We start from the raw sequence: 23,814 nt of genomic DNA on the forward strand, positions 1-23,814 counted from the left end.
TGTCCGCTAGTAACCGAGTAGAATTCGTTTTTCGGGTTTGCTTGAAACCTAGCCCTCATCCTCGTGCATGAATCCTTAACAGCCCAGTCCTCCTGAGGCTTCTCAGACAAATTGGTAGAGTTGAACCTGTCCAGCTGGTCTTGGTCTGTGTTGCTCCAGACATTATTCTGTGATGGTTTCGACGTTTCGATCTTAGGGCTAAGAGGTTTTTCCGAAACAATTTGATCCGGAAGACTAGGACATAGACCCGAAAAATGAGCATGGGCTGGTTCTGTTTTAAGACTAGCAACACCTAACAAGAGTGATAGGCTGATCGGGGCTATAAAACCCAATTTTGCTAAGGCGGAAGTCGAGGCAATGGATAATAAGTAACTTAGCCCAACCGAACGCTTTGAGACGCTCATGCTTGGTTGATTATTAGTATCAATAACAATAGGGATTTGATTTCTGTCTCTCATGAGCACCACAATCAAGAAAATATAACTGTGCTTAGTTAACATTTATGGCCAATAAATGTTTGACCAGCCGATAAAAGCTGCTCCGGTTTTTTTTTCTAGGGCTAATCATATCATATAATTACCCTTGATAAATTTGTTCACAATCTTAGATTTAATCTGAGTTCACAAGGTTTAAAAAACATAAATATTATTGAATAATAATGGCACTTAACTTAATGTAAATATCTAATTTATACAACAAAAAAAATAGGAATTATCTATTAATTTATAGTTCAAATAAACTTAATTATTCATAGAAATAATAAAAATAGTTTAAATACTTGGATCAAACCATAACATAAAAAAAATAAATGACTAAAAATTTAATATAGGAAGCCTTAATCATCATAAATAAATTTGAGCAAAATAAATTTTAACCTGTTAAAATTTTATTTAATCACAATTTTATGCAACTATCGGCTATGCACAAAACCTTTATTTTTATTTTGGTAAAAAAAATAGTCAAACAAAATATGACCCATTGTTTAAAAGGGTTATTTAGCATCTTTATACTCTTATTATTAAGTACTGGATGCACCCAGCTTCCATTACCAGGACGGGAATTAACTAATCGATTACTTGGTCAACCTTCCGAAGCAATTTTTCAGCTTAGGGTAACCAAATCAGACCGTCCAGGGATCTACACCGTAGCAGGAACCACGAATCTTCCCGAGGAAATTCCCATCACGGTAGCAGCGATTCGCTATTTGCACCCTAATCAACAGCTCTCTTTCAACAGAGAGGCAAATTTTATCTATTCAATTCTGGCTTATGAAAATGTCGATGTAAAGAAGGGAAGATGGCACACCGACTTGGAACTCTGGCAAATTGCACCAGACGGTAAGTTTCAAGAAGTCTGGCAAATGGATCAGTCCAAACTTGGGTTATCTCTAACACCAGCAGAGGAAGTAACCTTCCTAGCTACCCTCGCCCCCAAAGAGTCCATCTGGGAAATACAAGAGCAATTAAAGAAGCAGCGAATAACCCTAGCAAGTAGCCTGATCAACAATACATCCGATGGTCAACGGTATGTCCAGGCACGTGAAGTTTTGTCCGTTGCCTTACCCACCGGTCAGACCAAACCACCTGAACCTAGAGCTGAGGATATTAATGATGGCTGGGGCAAGCGGTATCTGCTGCTACCAGAACCACCGATTATTTATAAACTTGACAAGCCTAGTCAACGTAGAATCGATGCTCCCCTTTCAACTCCTGAGTTTTTACAATGATATCTGGTTTAAGGAGTGATGGACTGATGGACTGATGGGGTAATGGGGTGACCGAGTGATGAAGGGATGGGGTGATCGAGTGATCACTCCATCCCTCAGTTCTTGTGCTTGGACAAAAGATATTGTGGAAAGGGAATTTTCCTCACCTGTTTATCCCCTCACCTGTTTATCCCCTCACCCCTGTAGACTACTGATACTAATATCGCCCATCACAACACATTGGCAAGCTAGACGTGCGTGAGGATTGTCTGGAGCTAAGACATCAAGCAAATCCTGCTCATCAGCTGTGATAGGTGACAGGTTTTCAATGCCTTTCACTACCTCGACTAGACAGGTTCCACAGGATGCTTCCCGACAACCAAAAAGCAGGGAAATGGGATACTCATCGCAGATCTCAGCTAGGTTTTGGTTAGGTTCGACCTCAAGGGTATTTTGATCGTCCTCAACGTGAATACTCACCATAGCAACAATTTGGGTCTCTCATTTATAACATTACTGGAGCAGGAGCTGACAAAAGTTTGACCTAACGCTTAACGGATCTCGAGAACTGCTTAAACTCTCGAATGTTATTTGCGACAGCTTTTTCAAGTGAACCGGATGAAGCCATCAGACGCATCTCACGATTAACAGGTGACAGATAGTCTAAACCTTCAAGAAACTTGCGGATATCCGATAGAAGACGCTGGTGATATTTAGCTGCCACATGTAAGCCTTCATGTTCCTGACAGAAACACTTCTCCATCATCAGTAGTGCGTCTTGCTTAGACATGCCAAATAGAGGTGTTTGCAATAGCTTATACACCATAGGCATAACATTTCCACCAAAGGTACCAGGGAGTGTAGTAGATAGCCCATTAAACACATCGGTTTGTAACCTGTAGATCGTTTGATTACCAATGTGCTTCTCCCAGAGGTTTGGCTCAGGGAAATCCTTATAAATTTCGTGGGACATTAACTGAGACGTTGCGGTATGGAAACTTTCGTCTAGTAGATGATAGCGAGAAACTGCTGTGGGAGCCGGAATAAACTCACCATTTTTCTCTAATCTCTTATATAACTGGGAAAAAGTATATTCCTTATTTTTGAGATTTAAATTGCCGATCCCACGAGCAGTATAGTACTGGCTCGCTAGAAAAGGAGAATTACTGATACTGATGGTGTACACTTGCATTGCCAAAGGAAAGCTTGTACGTCCACCCATCCCTTTGAAGGCAGCTAATGTTTTATCTAGATCCTTAGGTTTGGTTGACCTAGCACAATGAAAAACTGTTTCGCCCATTAGGGCTAACTCTGTCTTACTACCAATAGTGTTAAAGGCACGAACATGGTAACGTTCTTGATTCGTTTCAACGTCTAGGGCATGGCAGAGAACTTCGTAATCATCAAAGGGAAAGAACGCATTTGCTGTGACTTCATTGAATAAAATTGTATTCGTTTCAGTCGCAGCAATTAAATAGTAATTCAAAGCCCAATAGAGATGGTTTAGAGCTTTTTGTTGTGAGGGTGAAGCCGCTTCATAGAGGGGGCTACCGTACAGCAGTGAAAGCTCAGGTTCACCCCAGTAATAATCGCTATTGCTGCTATAATCAAAGTTTTTATACAACTCCTCTATTTTTTCGGTGTAATCTGACTCAGTGTTACGCCGATAATTAACATCCATCAGCTTAAGATTCTTGCGACCATGGACAACCTTGTCTGATGGAGTTGAAAATTGACTTCCTTTTTCTGGTGCTTTATGGGTTTTTAGCATACTATTATCCTTAGCTAAAAATTACGTAATCTACGTAATCTATAAGTTAGATGGTCTCCAGCACCCTGTAATAGTTTTAATAGTAAACGTGGTAATTGGTAATGGGTAATGGAGCAAGAGTCATCACAATTACCAATTACCAATTACCAATCTTGACAATATCGACAATTAAAAATTCACAATTTAGGAAAGAGGAACTGGGCGATACTGACTGTAGTAATCTGGCATTTGGAGTCCTTGAATTTTTAAACTCTGTATTCGGTGTAAAAATGCAGCCCCATTCATGATGTGGTGAGCCACATCAACCACACTGCGATTATTTGGAGCAGCGAGGTAAGACCCTTGTACCCAGTTATTAAAGCTGCCCATTGCAGGTCCGCACCAAATCTGATAATCGATTTCTCTGCCTTTTTCCCCTGACTTCGACCAACGCGATGACAATCCTAGGTACCAGCGGAAAATCAGAGCCATTTTTACCTTAGGATTATTGGCAGCTTGTTTTATTTTATCAGGATTTCGTTTGGATATATAAGCTATTGTATCCTCCCAAATAGCTTCGATTTTTCTCTTGAAAATTTGTTTTTCGAGTTTTTCTCTTTCCTCGATAGGAATAGCTTCAATCGAGTCATAGCTTCTATATAACTCAAAGAGTTTCTGAGCCCGTAGGGGGAAGAGGGTACCTTTTTTGAGCACTTGAAGTTTTACCCCCATTTCAAACATATCTGCTGCTGGAGCCATGGTGACATCAGTCATATCAGCTTTAGCCAACACTTCCTTAGTATGTGGAGAGGTTCCAGCTTCAAGGCAAGACTGATTAATAGAGCCAGTCATAACATAAGCCGCACCCATCATAAAAGCAGCTAAGGCTGATTGTGGCGTACCAATACCACCAGCAGCTCCAACTCGAATCGGGTTTTGATAACCATATTTTTCCTGAATTTCATCCCTCAATTCCAAGATAGAAGGTAACAGACAAACCAAAGACCGATTATCTGTATGACCACCTGAATCAGCTTCTACGGTGATATCGTCTGCCATAGGAACTTTTTCTGCCAAAGTTGCCTGGAGTTCACTGATTAATCCCTGCTCAACAAGTTTTTTAAGGATTTGTGTTGGAGCAGGCTGGATAAATTTCGCAGCAACTTCTCTTCTGGATATTTTAGCAATAACTTTGTTTTTTATTTCGATTTGATTAGCTGTATTGAGTCCTAATCCAGCAGCTCGATAATAAACAATGTTGGGAGTTAAATCTAGAAATGCAGACGCTTCTACAGTGTGAACACCATATTTGATAAATAGATCAACAGCATGGCGTTCAATGGCAGGTTCACTGGGACTATGAATTAAATTAAAGGCGTAGGGACCTTGGGGTAAGGCTTGTTGAATACGCTTAATAGCTGCTTCCAGGCGGGAAGGACTTAATCCCCCAGCACCAAATGAACTCAAAATTTTCTCTTTGCCGAGAGCAATGACCATTTCTTCAGATGCTATTCCACCAGCCATCGCTCCAGTAACATAGGCAGATTTTACCCCATGAAAGGATAAAAAACTGGGATCGCCTAACTGTTGAATTTGTATTGGTGGAACTACCATCAGCAGTTCTACTTGAGAGCTCTTGCCATTTTCGGAAGGATACCAGTACCCTTCTTGGGTTACGCCAATCTGTCCTTGGGATCTAACAATATAACAGGATTTATCTAAATCTAGCAGTTTAGCCTTAATGCCTCGATCATCAAATGCTATCCCATCCAAAGACCCTTGCCAACCTTGATTTTGACCATAGAAACAATTTAAAAATCCGATTTTATTAGTTTCATTATTATTTTTGCTTATATTTTTATCTAAAACTTTCATTGGTTTATAGCTAGTTTGAGTCATTAGAATACAGCTAATTATTGTTAATTAATTATTACAGTTATATTATAGTTACGGTGGTTTGCATAACTATCAGGTATACAGGATTGTTTTCCGACTTCCCACTTCCCTGCTCCCTGCTCCCTGCTCCCTGCTCCCTGCTCCCTGCTCCCTGCTCCCTAAAAACCTAATGTACTGTACTGACCCTGACGAAGGGTTTTCCTGAGACGCACGTTAGTGCCGGTGTAACCTGTAAAGTTAACTGAGTCCACAGCTTGATTGGTAACTGCAATCTGTTCTGCCAATTCTGGCGAGAAACCCGCTCCCCGCATTAAGGTGCGAGTAAATTCGTAATGAAAGGTACTGTGTCCTCTGAGTCCGTTGCGGTAGAACTCGTTGAAGGCATTTGTAGGTAACACCCAGCATAGAATTAGGACGATGGTAGATACCCAAGTCAATACAAATAGTGTTTTACGCTTCATTTTTTGTTGATACACAATTATGATTCAGAATCAAGCAACTGCTTTGAAAACGTTACTTGGTGCTGAATAATGTCACCAATTTGCTTCAAGGATTCTTCTTGATTCCTTAAAAAAGCAGCATGGTTTTTGGTGATGTGAGATGTATTATAACTCAGGTTTTTATACTGATTTTTGTGCAATTCACTTAGGTCTAATTCCAGAAATAATTTATTACTTTTTTCGGGTAAATTTAGACTGTATTTATTATCCAGCGGCATTTTAATAGGCTGGACATAGTCTAGTTTGTCTGTGCTTGCAAGGCTGTAGTTGAAAGCACACTTATCACTATTTTCATGGTTTATAACAGTACTTTGAAAGTTTGATGAAGTTATGGATTCAGATGGTTCAAAATTGGGCAAAGTTTGTGGCTGTTCCCAAGTCTTATGAATTAAGACATTTGACGATAAAGTTTCAGCAATTTCCTGGTTAGTTTTGCTCAAAATGCTGGACTTAATCCGGCTCCCACCCAAGGTTATGGTTTTAACCATTGAGCGCCGCTTACCAGCATTTTCTGCTTCCTGAGTATACAGTGGTGACAAATCTACAGAGACTTGATGACTAACTAGCTTGGCCAAGGCTTTGACAATAGAGGTATGGTCGTTTGAACCTCTTTTATTGAGGGAAACTGTGACATGTTCCTTATCCTTAAGGTTTTCACGAATCCATCTAGAACAAGTACTCCCAGCGCCTATCTCCACAAAGATCTTGGCTCCATTATCGTAGACTTGGTTAATTAGCCGAGTAAAATCGAGGGGCTGACAAAGACCCTTGGCGATAGCGTGACCAATGGCATGGCTCTCAAGGGTAATGGGTTTGTAGTCGGCTGCGGAATAAAAAATAGTCTCTGGTTGGTTGCCGATAGGTAAACTGGTGAGTCTGGCAAGTTCATGGTATTCAGAAGCCATGGCGTCACAATGAAGTACATCATCGGCAGGAGCACGGAAGGCATCGCATTTGAGAGTGTCAATCAGCTTCCGACAAGCTTGAGGATCACCAGCAATTACCACTTCTTTCGGCGTATTGATATGAGTAAGATAGACGCGATTCTCATGTTTGAGATATTCCACAACTTGGGCTACCGGAGTGATCAGAACATAGGTACTCCAAATTTTTTTGTGCTGATCATCGTTGCCTTGGGGTAATCCCCAATACTCGCGAACTGCGTTTTTAGGACCAGATAGTCTTTTGCGAAATATCTCAGAGGAGCTTAAGCCATCGATCGCCTCTTCATAGTTAGTCCAGACGGACTGACCAATCATCATACTAAGTTCCCCTAGGCTGTACCCAAAGGTAGATTGAGGCTGAACTTTGAAATAATCCCTCATGATTATGGTCAAAATTCTAACAAAGCAAATTCCCGATGTGAGCATGCTATGGGAATCATCTAACAGTCGCTGTTCAAGGACTTCCAGTTGCTTTCTGGATAAGGCATTTAAGCTCCTTGGATAAAAAAGTTTTTCCCTGAGGAGCAAAGCGAGATTGGTGATATGTTGATCTGCTTCGTCGTAGACTTTGGGAAACAGTCGAAAAATATTCTGACCTAGTCCGATATAGGAATTGAAAGCACCGGGATAAACAAATGCAACGGTACCTCGTTTAGCCAGTGGTTGAGCTGTAAAATAGCTTCCCACAGGCGTTTGCCAGTCTTTACCTGTATCAAAAGCCTTGGGAATCCCCTTAATTGCACGCTGGATCTCTCGTTTTAATTCATCGTTGTTGTGTCCGAGAATTGCTAGGGTATAAGTGGCCTGAGAACGTTTTTGAAACGTGGTAAAGGTTTGGCGAGCAGCAGTAGATAGAGAAACACAATTTTCGATAGTTTGTTCTAAATTATGCAGCTGCTCGAATAACTCCGATTGACCATCAGCAGCAATGGGAAACAGATAAAATGGTGTTTGCTCCAAATAGCTGCTCTTGCGATCGCACTCACTCTGTTCCTCTGACAAAACTATATGGGCATAAGTCCCCTCCAGTCCCATACCGTTAATTGCTGCTACTCGTTTGGTGCTCTCTGGTGGTAAAAGCCAAGGTCTTGATGCACTTGCCACATAAAATGGACTACCTTGCCAAACCTCGGGCATTTTAGGAGCAGTCCATTGAGGTGTTCCTGGAATATATCGGTGATAGACACAGAGTGCAGTTTTGATTAAGCTAGCAATTCCTGAAGCAACATAGGTATGACCAATATTTGCCTTGACACTACCTATCGCACAGCTTAAATCAGGCTTGGGAGTTTGATACGCTTGGGTTAATCCGCGAATCTCGGCCTCATCCTCCTGAGCGACTCCACTACCAAATACTTCTAAATAGCCAATATCCCCAGGTGTAATGTCTGCTTCAGTATGAGCCTGTTGACAGGCTTGTATAACAGTTTCAGCCAGAGGGGGTTGCGGGAAAGTATTGACCTGGTCTGATGTGCTACGGCGTTGTACCAAACTGATGGCATCAATCACTGCATAAATACGGTCTTGGTCTTGCTTGGCTGTATCAAGACGCTTTAAAACCACAGCGCCAGCCCCTTCACCAACCATCCAGCCATTAGTGTTTTGGTCGTAACTTAGGGTATTGACTCCTGTGTTGACCTTAGCCAATTGGTTTCGCAACAAAACATTTTCCGCGCCCCCAGCTAGGTCAACAGCACCCACAACTACCGCATCTACCTCCCCAGCCGCGAGTAATAGTTGTGCTGTTTCTAGAGCTTTGAAGGTGGAATTTTCCCCAACACCGAGGGTGAAGGAAGGCCCGTTGAAATCCCACAGAGCAGAAATACGACTGGCTGTGATCGCACCCAGGTAACCTAGATAGTCACTGCTTTTTGCCTGCTCGTGCATGCTATCTTTAACAATGCCTTCTAGGGTATCGATAGCTTCGGAAACTAAGGATTCATTCGTGTCAACAAAACTTTTTTTGAGTTGCCAAGACAAATGCCATCGCTCCTGAAGCTGGTGACCAGTAAGTTCGCTTTCTGCAGCGATAATCACTGCCACATTTTCCCCCTCACTTAGTCCTGCGTCTTTTAAGGCACGATCCGCTACCTTAAGCATTAGCGGTTGTTTAGGGTTGAGTGTGTCTGCTTCATTGGGCGGTATCTTAAACCGTAATGAGTCAATGTCAAAATCTTGAATGTAAGCGCCTATGGGTGCTTTACCGTCTGTAAAGCCATAATCCTTGAGCAATTGCTCTTCCTCGTCGATTCCCTTCCAGCGCTGGTTAGGAACGGGGATAAAATGCTGGGTTCCATCATAAATACTGCGCTCAAAGCGATCCAAGCCATCACAGGAGCCAAAAAAGCTGTCCATGCCCACAATCGCTATCTTAGTAGCTGGCACCGGTGTAGAGGGTTCCGCTTCAACATCAGGGATTTCTTCGACCTGAGTGGATTGCTCAAGAATCAAATGAGCATTATTTCCGCCAAAACCAAAGGTATTAATGGCTGCCCGTTTAAGCGGTTTATTGCTCGGCCAGGGAGTTGCAGTTCGAACCACTTGGTCCGCTGCAATCACATTATTAGGAGAGCTGAGGGGATTCGTGATATTAATTGTCGGGGGTATGACACCCTTAGACATACTCAAAATGACTTTAATGATGCTCGCCATACCAGAAGCAGTGACCAGATGACCCAGATTAGACTTCACAGAACCCACTAGCATAGAAGCTTGATGCGGACCAAAGAAGGTATCAACAGAGCCAAGTTCAGTGGTATCACCAAGGGGAGTACCAGTAGCATGGCATTCTAAATAATCGATGCTCTTTGGACTAATCTTTGCCTCAGTATAGGCTCGTTCATAGGCTAACATTTGCCCTCGGGGGTTCGGACTCAGCAGGTGCTTTCCCCGACCATCATTAGATAATCCATTACCACAGATTGTCCCATAAATTTGATCGCCATCTCGAATCGCATCACTGTATCGCTTGAGCACCACCATACCAATCCCATCCGCTGGGGTTAGACCTTGGGAAGATTGATCTAATGGTCGGCTGACATCATTTTCAGGGTAAGCGTGAATACCAGAAAATAGCATGCGAGCGAAAATTGGATCGCTATAACTAACCCCTCCCGCTAACATCAAATCAGCTTTGTGGGATAGTAGGTAATGACTTGCCAATTTCACCGCATACAGTGATGAAGAACAGGTAGAGTCTAGGGTATAGTTAATATCGGATAGAGAAAAAGCTTGAGCGACTAAGGCTGATACCGCACCATAGCTCATCCCATTATACAGAGATAATTTGGCAGATTTCGGTAATTTTGCTAACTGGAAGTTTTCATTCTGCAAAAGCTCCCTAAGTGCAGCTTCAATGGTCTGCTCATAAATCGATATAAATAGTTGATTCGAGAGTTGAGTAAGGGTTGAGACATTACCAAAAATTACACCAGACTTTGACAGCACCCTGTCATTGCTCAAATAATTACTATGTTGCAGTGCTTGTTTGGTAACATACAGGCACCCTTGGAAGAGAGGATCTAACCCTTCAAGGACTTCTGAAGGCAAATTGTATCCAGTGGCATCAAACGTAAAATCTCGGATATATCCTCCCCTTAAGGAGTAGGTTTTATCCGGTTGATTTTTTAATGGATTAAAAAAAATTTCCGGGTCAAGTCCTATGTCATCCTCACTTAATACTGAAGTTGAATCTTTTCCGTTAATCAGATTATTCCAGAATTCTTCTGGAGTTTTGGCATCTGGAAAAAGGCAAGAAAATCCAATTATTGCTATTTTATTCATTTAAGAAATATAAAAAATAATTACTTTAAAAATTAGTTTTATTGAAGAAATTAAATTATACCAAATCCGGTTTAAATAGGTTGATTATATAAATCATAAAATCAAAAATATGTAAAGATATTGATTATTTTGAATATAGTCTTATTAAACCGGATTTGGTCTTTATTGCTACTAGTTAACTATATAACTTTTTACTATAGAGGAAAAATTGTTCCTTTCCAGCCAACCCAACGGGAGTACATTTTTCCTTCACGATTATGGGCTATGATATCAGCCTGAACTTTATTACTGATTTTAGATCGTAGTTCGGTAGATATATAAAACGTTTCATCGGGTGGAATCATGGCAAATTGTTCAAACTTTTCCGATTGGGAAGGTAACAATTGCTCTTGATGAAAAGCATAAATTAAAATCCCATTAGAGTGTGTCTGAAGATCAGCAATATAGGGATTGAAAGTTTGAACTTTAAACTGTCCTTGTTGTCGATCACTAATAGATGGCCAAGCACATTCTGTAGTCACTTTTTCAGGAGTCAGATTCAATATCTTGTTCACTCCCCAAAAGGAAGGACCATGAAATAACGTGTATTTTCCAGTTTGATATAATGGGTATTCAACCTGTTCAGCAATTCTCGGATCTTCTTCAATGTTAACGTCCTCATAAGTGGGAGCACTAGGAATTTCTCTGACTAGCTTAATAGTAGCCCGATAATGCTCATGATAAGGAATTTTACTTTGTGCTTTTTTAGTCCAGATCTTTCCTTCAAATTCTATTGAATCGTCGTTCTTAGCAATTTCTTTGAGATCTAGAACATATTCGCTTGCGAGATTATCATTGAAAATAATCCCTTTCAAGACCTTGAAATTTGTGTAACTGAAGAATTTGTAACCCGGATACAGTTGTTCACAGGCATTAATAATCCATCCTACGCAACAAGTAGCTGGCAATACTGGATAACCCCCAATCACGTGATCTTGTAAAAAGGGATTAGCCTCCAGTGTCAACTTGCGGCGAATACGATAGGTTTGTAACTCAGGGTTTAACTCCCGGAATACCGGTTCCATTGGAGTGCCAATCACTACTTGCGCCGTTTCCTGATTAGCAGTATCCAGTTCCTTAACTAGCATGTTTGTCCCCACTGGGATCGGAATAATTTCAACGTTGCGCTTAGCAAACGCCTTCTTTAGTTCCGAAGTGACCATACCACTGTCCCAAGGTCCCCAATTGATGGCAACCACATGGCAGGAGGGATGGTGTTGCTTGACCAGATGAGCTGATTTGTTTAGAATTTCATTTGCGATCGCATAGTCCGACTGACCGATATTTCCGTAAAAACCAGCTACAGAAGAAAATAGAACTAAATAATCCAGTTGACCTGGGCTGAAGCAACTCAGCAGATTTTCCAAACCCTTTACTTTGGTAGCATAAACGGTCTCAAAATCTTGTTCCGATTTCTTTTCAATTAATTTATCCGCTAAAACCCCTGCTCCGTGGATAATACCGGTAATGGGACCCATGCGCTCAACGACAGTTGCCACCTTTTGCTGTAAGGCTAGAGCATCGGTTACATCAACATCAATATAGTCTGCCTGAGCGCCTGCCTGTTCAATTGCCAAGAGAGTTTTGTGAATTTCTCGACTCGAAACAATTGTCTTAAATATCCGTTGTACTTCCATCGGGGTAGGCTTCTTACCTTCGGCAAGGATATTTTCCATAATCCGTTTTTTCAATTCAGATTCATGAAAACAATCCTTTGCCCAAGCTGGTTCATCTGTCATGATTGATGAACGACCCAGTAGGATAAATTTGCATGGTTGCTGCTGTGCTATCCGAATCACGCACTCAGCGGTAATCCCTTTTGCTCCGCCACTGACAAGAAACACTGATGATTGACTGATTTGAGCTGTTTCGATCATAAAATTTTCCAATAATTTTATATTTAATTGATAAATAGTTACTCTTATTTAACTTTTATTGTCAGGGGGACTATAATTTGTGGCACTTCGTTAGGGGTCAAGCTACATTTGGTAAGCAAGCATCCATAAGACACGATAGGACAGTATTAGCAAATCATCCTATCGTATTATTACTATTTGTTAACCGAAAAACAGGAAACTTTCAATTATTTTTTGTCGTTTTTTAAAGAATAAAATATCACTTAAATAACTCACGGGCTATATTGGCTGCTTTAAAGCTTATTCATTCTATTTAACAAAGCCTAATATAGCGTTTATCCTAGCTATGAGGTACACATTATTTTTTCCCTCTTCCTTCTTTCCTATTGCCTATTGCCTATTGCCTATTTCCTATTTCCTGCTCCCTGCTCCCTGCTCCCTGCTCCCTGCTCCCTGCTCCCTGCTCCCTAAAACCCAGAGATTTGTACCTCACAAGTCGTAGAATTGCTATGTGCAAACCGCCATAACATCTTCAACGTTTTGGTTGATTGTTCAAGTTTGGTAAGATGCACCCTAATTTTTGCCACTAGTCAAACTCAGCAGTCAGTACTCAAACACTATATTCAGATAGATTGTTCAGTACTCAGGGTTACTCGCCCCTGTGAACTATATCCAACTTCGGCAATATAACGGTTGGGATCATGAAGTTCAGCCATGATGTACTCAGTCGACTCCTCAGCATTTAGGTCAGGACTTAGGTCAATGCCCCGGCAAAATACCGATTCCCATTCAAGGTTGAGGGTTTTAGTCAATCCAAATAGACCTGCACCAATTGCACCAAAGTTCACGTTTTGTGCTAAACCAAACGCTCCATCAAGACGAGCAACAGTCATGAAACAACTCCGTCCGTGACGTGCCGCTTCATTCAGTGATGGTTTGAGATGTTTGGCAATCAAAAAAACCTGCTTAAGAAGAGCTTTTTCTAGCTCAAGAAAGCCAATCCCATGATTGGGCTGGATCTGAATCCCAGGATTGAGATGAATGAATGCACCAACGGAACCATACTTAGCAGTAATTTCTGCCAATTGTTGTTTCAAATGCTCTTCACTCAAATCGTTCAACACAATACGACTAACTGCTTTGGGTAAAGATGCTTGTTCTGCAATTAGGGATTGGGGAAAACTTAAGACCACCACTTTCCAGTCACGCTCTGTTAGGGATTGAGCCAGTTTCGATGTAGTTAATGAACCATCATCGGTTAACAAAACAATATGTTTGTCAGGTAAAGTGAAATCCAAACTATCTGGATCAGGCAGAGCTTTAAGTTTTACCAAACAGCGTGGAATCTTATGATCTAGGTCAAGTTGCTCATTAAAAGGCTGGTTCTGGAACTCTTTTTTTTCAGTCGGAACTGTCTGCTGTTGAAGATACTCAACAATTTGACCAAGAGTGCGCAGTTCTCCAAGTTGCTCTGGATTAGCTTCAGGCAAATCAGGGCTCATCTCCTGTAGAGCGCCTAGGATTTCCACCCGTTTGATCGAGTCAATCCCTAAATCCGCTTCCATGTCCATATCCAGCTCTAACATTTCTGCTGGATAGCCGGTTTTCTCGCTAACCACATCTAGCAAAGTTTGACTGATGGCCTCAACATCTATAGCTATTAATGGTGTTGAAGTTTCTACGGCTGGATTTTCTACAACTGGTTTAACATCATTACTCTCTACTGACTCAGATTCGATTGACTCAGATTCGATTGACTCAGATTCGATTGTTTCTATCTCAGCTGAGGTGTTAGGTGTTATTTCAGGTTCGACAGGGAGTACCTTGGAAGCCTGCGACTGTAAGTACTCCACGATTTGACCAAGAGTGCGCAGTTCTCCAAGTTGCTCTGGATTAGCTTCAGGCAAATCAGGGCTCATCTCCTGTAGAGCGCCTAGGATTTCCACCCGTTTGATCGAGTCAATCCCTAAATCCGCTTCCATGTCCATATCCAGCTCTAACATTTCCGCTGGATAGCCGGTTTTCTCGCTAACCACATCTAGCAAAGTTTGAGCGATGGCCTCAACATCTATAGTTGAAGTTTCTACGGCTGGATTTTCTACAACTGGTTTAACATCATTACTCTCTACTGACTCAGATTTGATTGTTTCTATCTCAGCTGAGCTGTTGGTTGTTGGTTCAGGTTCGACAGGGATAACCTTGGAGCTGTTAGTTGTTATTTCAGGTTCGACAGGGAGTACCTTGGAAGCATGGGACTGTAGATACTCCACGATTTGACCAAGGGTACGCAGTTCTCCAAGTTGCTCTGGATTAGCTTCAGGCCAATCAGGATTCAGCTCCTGCAAAGCACCTAGAATTTCGACCCGTTTGATGGAGTCAATCCCTAAATCCGCTTCCATGTCCATATCCAGCTCTAACATTTCCGCTGGATAGCCGGTTTTCTCGCTAACCACATCTAACAGAGTTTGGCTAATCTCATTAATATCCGTGGCTGCTGATGGTGAAGATGCGACTTTTGCTGTTGGCTCAAGCTTGACTTCAGGTTCTAAACTGTCCTCAACGGGTTTTGAGACATTGCTTAAAGCTGGCTCTGGCTCTGGTTTCGACTCCTTGACCACAGTAGCAGCAGGAACAGTTATAGATGCACTTGTGTTACTAGAGCTATCAGAGAGATTCGGTTTAACTGTTTCCTCTTGCTTTACAACTTGCCCATTGTCAGAGGTTTGGCTATCCTGCTGCTCTACTAACTTATTTGTTTCTTTGGTCTCTGTAGTCAGTTTAGTAGTGGATGGCAAATTATTGAGACTATCCTGAACACTAGTAACCGATGTTGTCACCGTTGTAGAAGTAGCTTGTGTGGTTAACTCCTTCCCAAGCAATTGATTACCATTACCAGCTTCTAGCCCTGGTTGATCAACAACCTCACCTTTGAGAACCTCTTGATACTGCTGTTTTACCAGTTGGAAAAAGTTCTTGGTATACTCTAGCTGATGGTTTAAATATTGCTCATGGACGTTGAGAGTCTGACCTTGATGCTGGTGAAACTGCATCATAGTGCGCTCTAAGCTCTTTATCACAACTTGCTTCGTTTGCGCTTGTTGATCAGTTCCGTTGCTGTTCCCAAACAAGGAATGCTGCTGCTGCATCAGTTGGAAAAAGGTTTTGGCATATTCCAGCTGATTGTTCAGATATTGTCCGTGAACATGTAACGTTTCACCTTGATGCTGACTAAACAACTTCAAGCTATGCTCTAAGCTCTCTAAAATACGTTGGGAATTTAGAGATAGGGTTGGTGTTGAGGGCATGTTCGATTCAAGAGCGGGTTGAGTAAGAGCTAGTGCTGGTTTGGTATCAGACTTGTGATTGGTGCTACTTCCAGAGGAGGTCATAAGATGCCCATTTGATTTCTGGGTAAGTTCAGTGGGATTTGATGTTGGTTTGGTCTGAGAAGTCTCCATGGGACGTAACCGAGATGTGGGCTGGATGAATGGGGAGAGTGCAATCCTGTTTCCTGGCTTCTGGGCGATCGCCCCCTTGCCATTGTTCTGGCTAGACCGATTTCCATTACTCACCGATGGTGTCGGAGTCACAAGCTTAGTTGAAGAACTCCCCTGATAATTGGCCTTTGGGGTGTGACCATTGCTCTGGCTAGACCCATTTCCATTACTCACCGATGGTGTCGGAGTCACAAGCTGTTGAGTCACAAGCTTAGTTGAAGAACTCCCCGGATAATTGGCCTTAGCTGTGTGACCATTGCTCTGGCTAGACCCATTTCCATTACTCAAGGATTGTTTCGATGGAGTGACAAGCTTAGTTGAAGAACTCCCTTGATAATTGGCCTTTGGGGTGTGACCATTGCTCTGGCTAGACCCATTTCCATTACTCAAGGATTGTTTCGATGGAGTGACAAGCTTAGTTGAAGAACTCCCCGGATAATTGGACTTTGGGGTGTGACCATTGCTCTGGCTAGACCCATTTCCATTACTCAAGGATTGTTTCGATTGAGTCACAAGCTTAGGGGTGACAAGCTTAGGGGTGACAAGCTTAGTTGAAGAACTCCCCGCATAATTGGCCTTTCCTGTGTGACCATTGCTCTGGCTAGACCCATTTCCATTACTCACCGATGGTTTCGATTGAGTGACAAGCTTAGGGGTGACAAGCTTAGTTGAAGAACTCCCTTGATAATTGGGCTTAGCGGTGTGACCATTGCTCTGGCTAGATCCATTTCCATTGCTGAGCATTTGTGTCTGTTGAGTTTCCTCTGTAGACCCATGACTTGCCCCATTATCCTGACCAAGAGATGTCACTTGATGTCCATCCTGCAAAGCCTGTTCAAAAGCCTTTTTCGTCTTTTCTGACACATAATTAGCGCAATTTAACCGGTACTTGAGCACTTTTTTCTTGTCAGTCTTGGGTGCTGGAGGCTCAATTTGGTAGGGGTCGAGGCTTTTTAAGGGCAAACCAGCCACGCGCAACTGCATAACCGCTTGACGCAATTGGCGATCGCTATCCTGTTGACGACTCGCATTTAAGGCTACGGCGACATGGGGTTTATCACCAAGGATATCGTTTACTAAGTGGGTCAGGATGCTCCGAGGTCCAAACTCAACAAAGCAATACCCCCCTGCATTGTAGATAGTTTCGATTTCCTGCTTGAACAGTACTGACTTGCTTGAATGTACTCCCAAAATGTTTTTAATGTCTTGGGGTTCAGTGGGATAACGCTCCCCAGTCACATTGGTATAAACAGGAATTTTTGCTTTTTTGAACGTAACTGCTTCAGTGGCTTGAGCAAAAGCTTTTTGGGCATGTCCAATCAGAGGAGTATGGAAGGCAGCGGAAACTGGCAGCAAAGTAGCAGAATACCCTTTTTCAGTAAATACTTGCTGTACCTTCGCAATTTCTGCTGTTGAACCGGCTAAGACCACTTGGCAATTGGAATTGAAATTGGCAATGGTAACTTGAGGAAAACTATCAATAACCTCTTTGACTCGATTAACCTCTTCGTTCACCGCCAACATGGCTCCCGGATCAAAATTTGGATCATCTGGGGTTGCCATGGCCTGGCCTCTAGCTTTAACTAGGAAAAAGTAATCCTGATCACTCAAAACTTCAGCAGCCCAGAGAGCAGTGAGTTCTCCAAAGCTGTGTCCAGCAATAAAATCAGGCTTAAATCCTGCTTGTTGCAGAATCTTATAAAGACCAACACTTAAGGCTCCGATGGCTGGCTGAGAATAATTTGTACGTTGCAGTGCTTCAGCCTGGATATGCCGTTGAGCTGTATCAAACACAGGGGCAGGAAAAACCGTTTCTGAAACGGGCTTCAAACTATCCTTGAGGAACAGACTATCGATATAACCATAGGTCTGGCGCAAACAAGGGAAATTCATCACTAGTTCCCGCCCCATTTCTAGATACTGGGAACCTTGCCCTGAAAATAGGGCAACGACTTTTCCTTTCAGCTCTATGGCACTTTGACGATAGTAGATCCCTTGGGGATGATTCCACGATGGTGCTTGTGGTTTCTTTTTTAGCCAGTTAATAGTGGTTTGTAAGCATCTGCAAGCTTGTATTACAGAATCCGCTACAAACCCCACTCTGGCTTCAGTGACCGGAATTTCTTCGACTTTACAGCTATCAATTAGTTTCTGGTAGTGCTGCTCTCCAGTTTTAAATTGCAACTTTTGTAAAGTATCTTCACAACGAGCTAACAATTGCTCCGGTGTTGGCGCAGAAAGGAGAATGGACTCGGAAGTGTGGTGTAAACGATAAGCATGATTGTGTTCGGGTTCATATTCTTCCAGAACAACATGATAATTGGTGCCACCAAAACCAAAGGAACTCACACCAGCACGCCTTGGCCCATCTCCTTCAGCGCGAATCCAGGGTCGGGTTTCAGTATTCAAATAAAATGGTGAATTATCAATATCCAGTGCTGGGTTGGGGTTGGTGATGTTAATCGTAGGTGGTAAGATTTTTTGGTGTAGAGCCAAAGCAGTTTTGATTAGACTGGCTGCACCAGCCGCAGCTTTAGTATGCCCAATCTGGGATTTAACACTACCGAGAGCAACATACTGCTTTTTGGGGTTGTTTTCACTAAAAACGTCTTTTAGAGCCTGGAATTCACTGGGATCCCCAGCCCTAGTGCCCGTACCATGTGCTTCAATCAGGCTGATACTGGTAGGAGAAAAACCTGCATCTTCGTAAGCCCGCTTCAACGCTTTCGCTTGTCCTTCTGGGCGAGGAGCGTAAATGCTTTTATATCGACCATCACTGGAGGTGCCAATACCTTTGATCACAGCATAAATTCTGTCATTATCTCGCTTAGCGTCCTCCAGACGTTTGAGTACCAGGATTCCGATGCCTTCACCCAGCATCATCCCATCCGACTCAGCATCGAAAGGCTTAATAGTCTGGTTTGGGGAGAGGGCAGGGGTTTTGCTGAAACACATATAGACCGCAAGGGAGTTATCGGTGTCAACTCCTCCAGTGAGCATCATGTCAGCGCGATGCTCACTCAGCTCACTAATTGCCATTTTTAAAGCACCTAATGAGCTAGCACAGGCGGCATCCACTACACAGTTTGTTCCCCCCAAATCTAGACGGTTGGCGATTCGTCCAGCAATCACATTAGCTAGCATCCCGGGAAAGGCATTTTCATTCCACTGCACATAGGCTAGCTTTATCTTTTCTACAATTTTTTTAGTATCCTGATCGGATAACCCACTACTTTTTAGGACTTTCTCCCAAATCGGATACTCCAATCTAACTGAAAGTGGTGTAGATAGTTGTTTTGCCAGTGCCGAGCCTAGAATAACCCCAGTACGCTCTCGGTTAAACTCCCGGGATTTGCCATAGCCCGCATCTGCGATCGCTTCCTTTGCCACTACTAGACTTAACAGCTGGGAAACATCTGTTACTTCGAGGATATTCGGAGGGAGCCCAAACTCCATGGGGTTAAAATCGATATGTGGGATAAATCCGCCTCTTTTGCAGTAGGTTTTGTCCGGTGCCCTGGGGTCTGGATCGTAGTAGTCGTCTGCATTCCAGTGGGAGTCAGGAATATCAGTAATGCAGTCGATTTTTTCAATAATATTCGTCCAGTATTCCTGCAAATTTCTGGCTTTCGGTAGAAGCGATGCCATGCCAATAATGGCGATAGGAGTTTGTGCCAGTTTTTGGTTTATATTGCTTGATTCTGTGAATTTATCCGACATCGTGTCTTTCCCTTGGATACGTTGGATCAGATTCTTTTCAAAGCTATCCAAGTCGTCTTGGAGCTGGGCCAATGCCATGTCAAGTTTAGAATTAGACATAGACTGATTCTTAACCACGGTAAACTAGTTCACTGAATTTATAATGATTTTCATCTTATGGTGAATATAAAAATAGGTTTATGAACTATTTCGCTTAATTTATTAATTAACATTTATTGCTTTAGATTAAAATTTATTTTTCGTTATAACTAAAAAAAACAAAACAACGAATATTATTATTTTTATTACCTATTTTTATATCAATAAAATTAAAAAACTATATTTAAAAAAAGCATTACTGCTATTTCAGATATTGTAAATAGTATCGATAGTCCTAGGGTATAATTTGGATGATCTTTTCACAAGTTTCATGTCTTTAGTGTTTATTATTGACTGTTTGTAAAGAGACATAAAAAACTCCCAATAGAGGGACGTGGGGGAAGAGAGGTAAGTAGGGAAGAAGCAGGCTGAAACCCAGTCATGAGAAGCCCATAACGAAGCGTGTCGCTCACGAAAACAAGCTTATTGTGGAACTCTCTTTATTGATAAGATGTTGGATTAGATTAACTGTTTGTACAGCATGCCCGTAGTGGATTAGCTCAGGATGTGAGTGGTGAATGCTTACCCTAAAATCGGAAATTTTTTTATCCAGACCAAGTCTATCTATATAGATCGATAGCAGTAATCTAGTTGGTGTAAATGACAACATTGACCAAATTTATCGTATAAAAATTATCTGGATTTAACCTAGCCAATTTCTACGAATTGACACCTTGAAACCGATCAAAAATCAATAAATACAATAATTTTGTCTGAACTAGTAGCACAGGAGTTTTGCCTTTCACCGTTTTTTTATGTTGAGTTAAACTAGGGTTAGCATCGTAAAATTAGTTTTAATGAGCCATGTAGTTTGACAAATAAATCCAGAGTTACAGCTTGAGCAAGCACTTAAATACAATAATCATACAATTTTATAAATATCAGAAATCTATTTTATAAATTTTGTATAAATTATTGATTAAGATAATGGCGATTCTAGCGTTAGGTAGAGCTTTGAGCCGTCAAGCACTAGAACTCTGTCAATTTACTTTTGAGGGTTAGGGCAAGGTTAATGGTTCATGGTTAATGGTCTTAGGCTTTCAGATCCCTCACGAGAATAAAGATCAGCTCCTAGGCATGGGATCACATCCCCTATCCCCACTTCACGCCAAATCACCTCAGCCCGTTTACGGACAATGACTTCTTCGAGATCAGATAGAATTAATCGGCTGGCAGCCTTGAATAACTGTCGGGTTAACTCCTGTCCAAAAACACCAGCTGCTCCGATAATGAGTACAACGGCGTCTTGTAGATGACTCATATGCGTGATTCGTAATTGATTGATACAGAACTTCTATTCAATCATTCAAAAACTGTGAATGAAATTCCGAAAAATCAAGATCAAGTAATGGTAAAAAATTGGTGAATATCTATAATTTACCGGCACAGTAAAGCCGATATCGTGCCTAGAATGTTAAAAAGTAACGAAAAATAAAAAAGTCTTTTTTTGTAAATAATGTTAATAAATTAATTCCAAAGTTTATTGGCAGAATAATAGCTATTTTATACAGAGTAATTTTCTGCAAAGGCAATTTTTTGTTTTTAATTTATCTAGAGTGAATTCCATGGCCAATTAATTGACAGTTTTAGGTAATTATTATATGATTGATAATTCACTATGTTGTTTCAATAAAGATATCCAAAATCTGTGGTTGGATCTGGTCGCAGTATGCAACAATTGGTTTAGAAGCTAGCGGCTGCTTAGGTAACTTGAATTAATTATCTCAGAATAAATATTTGTCTTGGTTATAACTAAGCACCTAAACAAAATTAATTTCCTACTACCAATCTCTGTAACCCTTACATCGTAAGGCTTTGAGGTTTGTAAAATGTGTAATTAATTTTGTGCACCTGCTTAATACCTTGACCACTACCTTACCGTTACCTCTAATAGGGATGACAGACTTTAACCTCAATCACCCTATATGACTTCAGAAACAGTCATGGTTTTGACCAAAGCCGCCTGGGAGCATAATTTGTCTACCAAGTACAAGGAAAAATAGGGAGTTTTAATTTTAGTGAAAGCCTCTATTTTTGCTACCGCAAAATTTTCTGATCAGCAATAATCTAAAATCATGAATTTTTTGAGCAGCCTATCGTCAAACAATCGAAGGATTTTCAATAATAATTCATTCTTGAAGAGACTATTGCCTTTCCCCATAGTGAACAGGGGAACATCAGGTAGTAGTCAAACCTCAGATAATGTACTAGCGGATTTTATTACTGTCCTGAAAGTAGGCACCCCAGGTCCCGATGCTTTTGTAGGGGATTCAGGGACTAATATCATTTTCACTCGTACTGGCAATGATATTTTACTGGGTGTCGATCCTGGTGCTCCTATACCTGGTAAAGGAGAAATTGATATCTTAATTGGTGGTCCTGATAGTAATAGTGAAGGAGTGAACATCAATGCCCCTACCAGAGACCGATTTTTGTTGGGGGATGAGAATAATCCCTACTACGCTGGTGGTACCGGATTCCAAGGGAAGAATGACTATGCTCTAATTCTAGACTTCGATTCCAACCAAGATACTATTCGGCTTCACGGCGACTCAAGTAACTATACTCTGAAATCGATCGGACCGAGAAACAATGGCACAGCTATATTTTTCAATAATCCTAGACCTGATCTGATCGCTGTTTTGCCAGGAGCTTCTGGTCTGAGTCTAGATGGTGACTACTTTGAGTACGATAATACTCCCCCATCCCAACAACCAGCTTTCGATAATGCTCGGCAGTTGGGAAGTGCTGGTGTTGATATTGCCTTTAACGTTGGCACTGATAGCGTTGGTAATGTATACGTTACAGGATGGACTCAAGGGGACTTGGGGCAATCCAATGCTGGATCTCAAGATGCCTTCGTAACTAAATACAATAGCCAGGGTCAACAACAGTGGGTTAAACAGTTGGGGACTTCTGGTGAAGACCGCTCCTTTGATATTAGCTTTGATAGCAATGACAATGTTTACATTGCAGGCACCACCACAGGTAACTTAGGGGGGTCGGTTGTTGGAGGAGATGATGCTTATTTTATTAAGTTAGACAGTAATGGCAATACGCTGTTGAGTCAACAGTATGGAACTTCCCAATTCGACACTGCCTTTGCCATTGACGTTGACAATGATGGTAATATCTACACTGGCGGATATACTACAGGTGACTTAGGGGGAGTCAATGCTGGATCAGATCAGCCCATTCCCCTATATGATGATCCTTATGTTGCCAAGTTTGATAGTGATGGCAACCAGTTGTGGGCTAGACAGTTTGGTACTCCTGACTTTGACGAACTTTATGGTGTTGTCGCCGACAACAATGGTAATGTCTTTGCGACAGGATTCACTACTGCTAAATTAGGCGAAGAGCATGCTGGGTTGTATGATGGCTGGTTGACAAAGTTTGATAGCAACGGTGAGCAGTTGTGGATTGAGCAGTTTGGTACTTCTAACTATGATTTTTCCTGGGATCTTGCTCTTGATAGCTCTGGAAATGTCTACAGCACAGGATTTACCTTGGGCTCTTTAGGGGGACCGAATGCTGGGTATTATGATGCTTTCTTGGTTAAGTATGACACGGATGGCAACCAGCTATGGAGTCAACAGATTGGAACTTCTGGTTCTGAGACCGCCTTCGCTATTGACATCGACAGTGACGATTTGATCTATATTTCAGGAATCACTGATGGTGATTTAGGAGGAATCAATGCCGGACTCAATGATGTCTTTATTGCCCAGTTCGACAGTGACGGTAACCTGTTGATGACTGAGCAGTTTGGAACCCCCGAAGATGACTATGCCTTTTTTGGTATTGATGCCCAGCAGGCGGATAAGGTTTACTCAGCCGGATTTACTGATGGGTCTTTGGGAGGACCCAATGCGGGATCCTTTGATGCCTGGGTAGCTAGTTCCAGCTTTTCTGCTGGATCTGTGCCTTCAGGGTTTTGACCAAAGCCCCCTGGGAGCAGAATTTTTCTACCAAGTACTCAGCAG

General features: G+C 41.9%; 12 protein-coding genes. 3 read left to right on the forward strand and 9 right to left on the reverse strand.

Annotated features, from left to right (window positions below; translation table 11 throughout):
- A partial coding sequence (locus tag F6K52_RS08080) for a hypothetical protein (RefSeq protein WP_293076199.1) occupies window positions 1-458 on the reverse strand: 458 nt, incomplete at its 3' end.
- 512 nt (window positions 459-970) lie between these two features.
- Between F6K52_RS08080 and F6K52_RS08085 the strand changes: the two genes are divergently transcribed.
- Window positions 971-1,726: a hypothetical protein gene (locus F6K52_RS08085; protein WP_293076201.1), complete on the forward strand. Its 756-nt coding sequence runs from the start codon at window positions 971-973 to the stop codon at window positions 1,724-1,726.
- A 174-nt stretch (window positions 1,727-1,900) separates the two neighbouring features.
- Here the strand turns inward: F6K52_RS08085 and F6K52_RS08090 are convergent, their stop codons facing one another.
- The 6 genes from F6K52_RS08090 to F6K52_RS08115 form a co-directional block, all read right to left on the reverse strand.
- Complete coding sequence (locus tag F6K52_RS08090; protein ID WP_293076203.1) at window positions 1,901-2,188, reverse strand: 2Fe-2S iron-sulfur cluster-binding protein; 288 nt, start codon at window positions 2,186-2,188, stop codon at window positions 1,901-1,903.
- A 61-nt stretch (window positions 2,189-2,249) separates the two neighbouring features.
- Window positions 2,250-3,476, reverse strand: a complete 1,227-nt coding sequence (locus F6K52_RS08095; RefSeq protein WP_293076205.1) for a hypothetical protein — start codon at window positions 3,474-3,476, stop codon at window positions 2,250-2,252.
- 183 nt (window positions 3,477-3,659) lie between these two features.
- Window positions 3,660-5,330: a PfaD family polyunsaturated fatty acid/polyketide biosynthesis protein gene (locus F6K52_RS08100; RefSeq protein WP_293076207.1), complete on the reverse strand. Its 1,671-nt coding sequence runs from the start codon at window positions 5,328-5,330 to the stop codon at window positions 3,660-3,662.
- Between the two features lie 179 nt (window positions 5,331-5,509).
- Entirely contained in the window at window positions 5,510-5,812 is a 303-nt protein-coding gene (locus F6K52_RS08105) for a hypothetical protein (protein WP_293076209.1), read from the reverse strand.
- Between the two features lie 17 nt (window positions 5,813-5,829).
- The gene (locus tag F6K52_RS08110) at window positions 5,830-10,578 is read right to left on the reverse strand and encodes a PfaB family protein (RefSeq protein ID WP_293076211.1); all 4,749 of its coding nucleotides are present in this window, start codon (window positions 10,576-10,578) and stop codon (window positions 5,830-5,832) included.
- A 194-nt stretch (window positions 10,579-10,772) separates the two neighbouring features.
- Entirely contained in the window at window positions 10,773-12,494 is a 1,722-nt protein-coding gene (locus F6K52_RS08115) for an SDR family NAD(P)-dependent oxidoreductase (RefSeq protein WP_293076213.1), read from the reverse strand.
- Between the two features lie 325 nt (window positions 12,495-12,819).
- Between F6K52_RS08115 and F6K52_RS08120 the strand changes: the two genes are divergently transcribed.
- A complete protein-coding gene (locus F6K52_RS08120; protein WP_293076215.1) occupies window positions 12,820-12,975 on the forward strand; it encodes a hypothetical protein in 156 nt (51 codons plus the stop codon).
- Between the two features lie 121 nt (window positions 12,976-13,096).
- Here F6K52_RS08120 and F6K52_RS08125 read toward each other — a convergent pair whose 3' ends face one another.
- Window positions 13,097-19,789, reverse strand: coding sequence for a type I polyketide synthase (locus tag F6K52_RS08125; protein WP_293076217.1), 6,693 nt, complete (start codon window positions 19,787-19,789; stop codon window positions 13,097-13,099).
- A 1,048-nt stretch (window positions 19,790-20,837) separates the two neighbouring features.
- The gene (locus F6K52_RS08130; protein ID WP_293076219.1) at window positions 20,838-21,089 is read right to left on the reverse strand and encodes a hypothetical protein; all 252 of its coding nucleotides are present in this window, start codon (window positions 21,087-21,089) and stop codon (window positions 20,838-20,840) included.
- Between the two features lie 874 nt (window positions 21,090-21,963).
- On the opposite strand from F6K52_RS08130, the gene F6K52_RS08135 reads away from it, so the two are divergent.
- Complete coding sequence (locus tag F6K52_RS08135) at window positions 21,964-23,769, forward strand: SBBP repeat-containing protein (protein ID WP_293076221.1); 1,806 nt, start codon at window positions 21,964-21,966, stop codon at window positions 23,767-23,769.
- Window positions 23,770-23,814: the final 45 nt, after the last annotated feature.

It is taken from the genome of Moorena sp. SIO3H5 (genome assembly GCF_010692395.1).
Taxonomy (GTDB): Bacteria; Cyanobacteriota; Cyanobacteriia; order Cyanobacteriales; family Coleofasciculaceae; genus Moorena.

Coding starts and splice junctions, on each gene's coding strand:
- F6K52_RS08085 (WP_293076201.1), top strand. CDS start 971: ATGACCCATTGTTTAAAAGGGTTATTTAGCATCTTTATACTCTTATTA.
- F6K52_RS08090 (WP_293076203.1), bottom strand. CDS start 2,188: ATGGTGAGTATTCACGTTGAGGACGATCAAAATACCCTTGAGGTCGAA.
- F6K52_RS08095 (WP_293076205.1), bottom strand. CDS start 3,476: ATGCTAAAAACCCATAAAGCACCAGAAAAAGGAAGTCAATTTTCAACT.
- F6K52_RS08100 (WP_293076207.1), bottom strand. CDS start 5,330: ATGAAAGTTTTAGATAAAAATATAAGCAAAAATAATAATGAAACTAAT.
- F6K52_RS08105 (WP_293076209.1), bottom strand. CDS start 5,812: ATGAAGCGTAAAACACTATTTGTATTGACTTGGGTATCTACCATCGTC.
- F6K52_RS08110 (WP_293076211.1), bottom strand. CDS start 10,578: ATGAATAAAATAGCAATAATTGGATTTTCTTGCCTTTTTCCAGATGCC.
- F6K52_RS08115 (WP_293076213.1), bottom strand. CDS start 12,494: ATGATCGAAACAGCTCAAATCAGTCAATCATCAGTGTTTCTTGTCAGT.
- F6K52_RS08120 (WP_293076215.1), top strand. CDS start 12,820: ATGAGGTACACATTATTTTTTCCCTCTTCCTTCTTTCCTATTGCCTAT.
- F6K52_RS08125 (WP_293076217.1), bottom strand. CDS start 19,789: ATGTCTAATTCTAAACTTGACATGGCATTGGCCCAGCTCCAAGACGAC.
- F6K52_RS08130 (WP_293076219.1), bottom strand. CDS start 21,089: ATGAGTCATCTACAAGACGCCGTTGTACTCATTATCGGAGCAGCTGGT.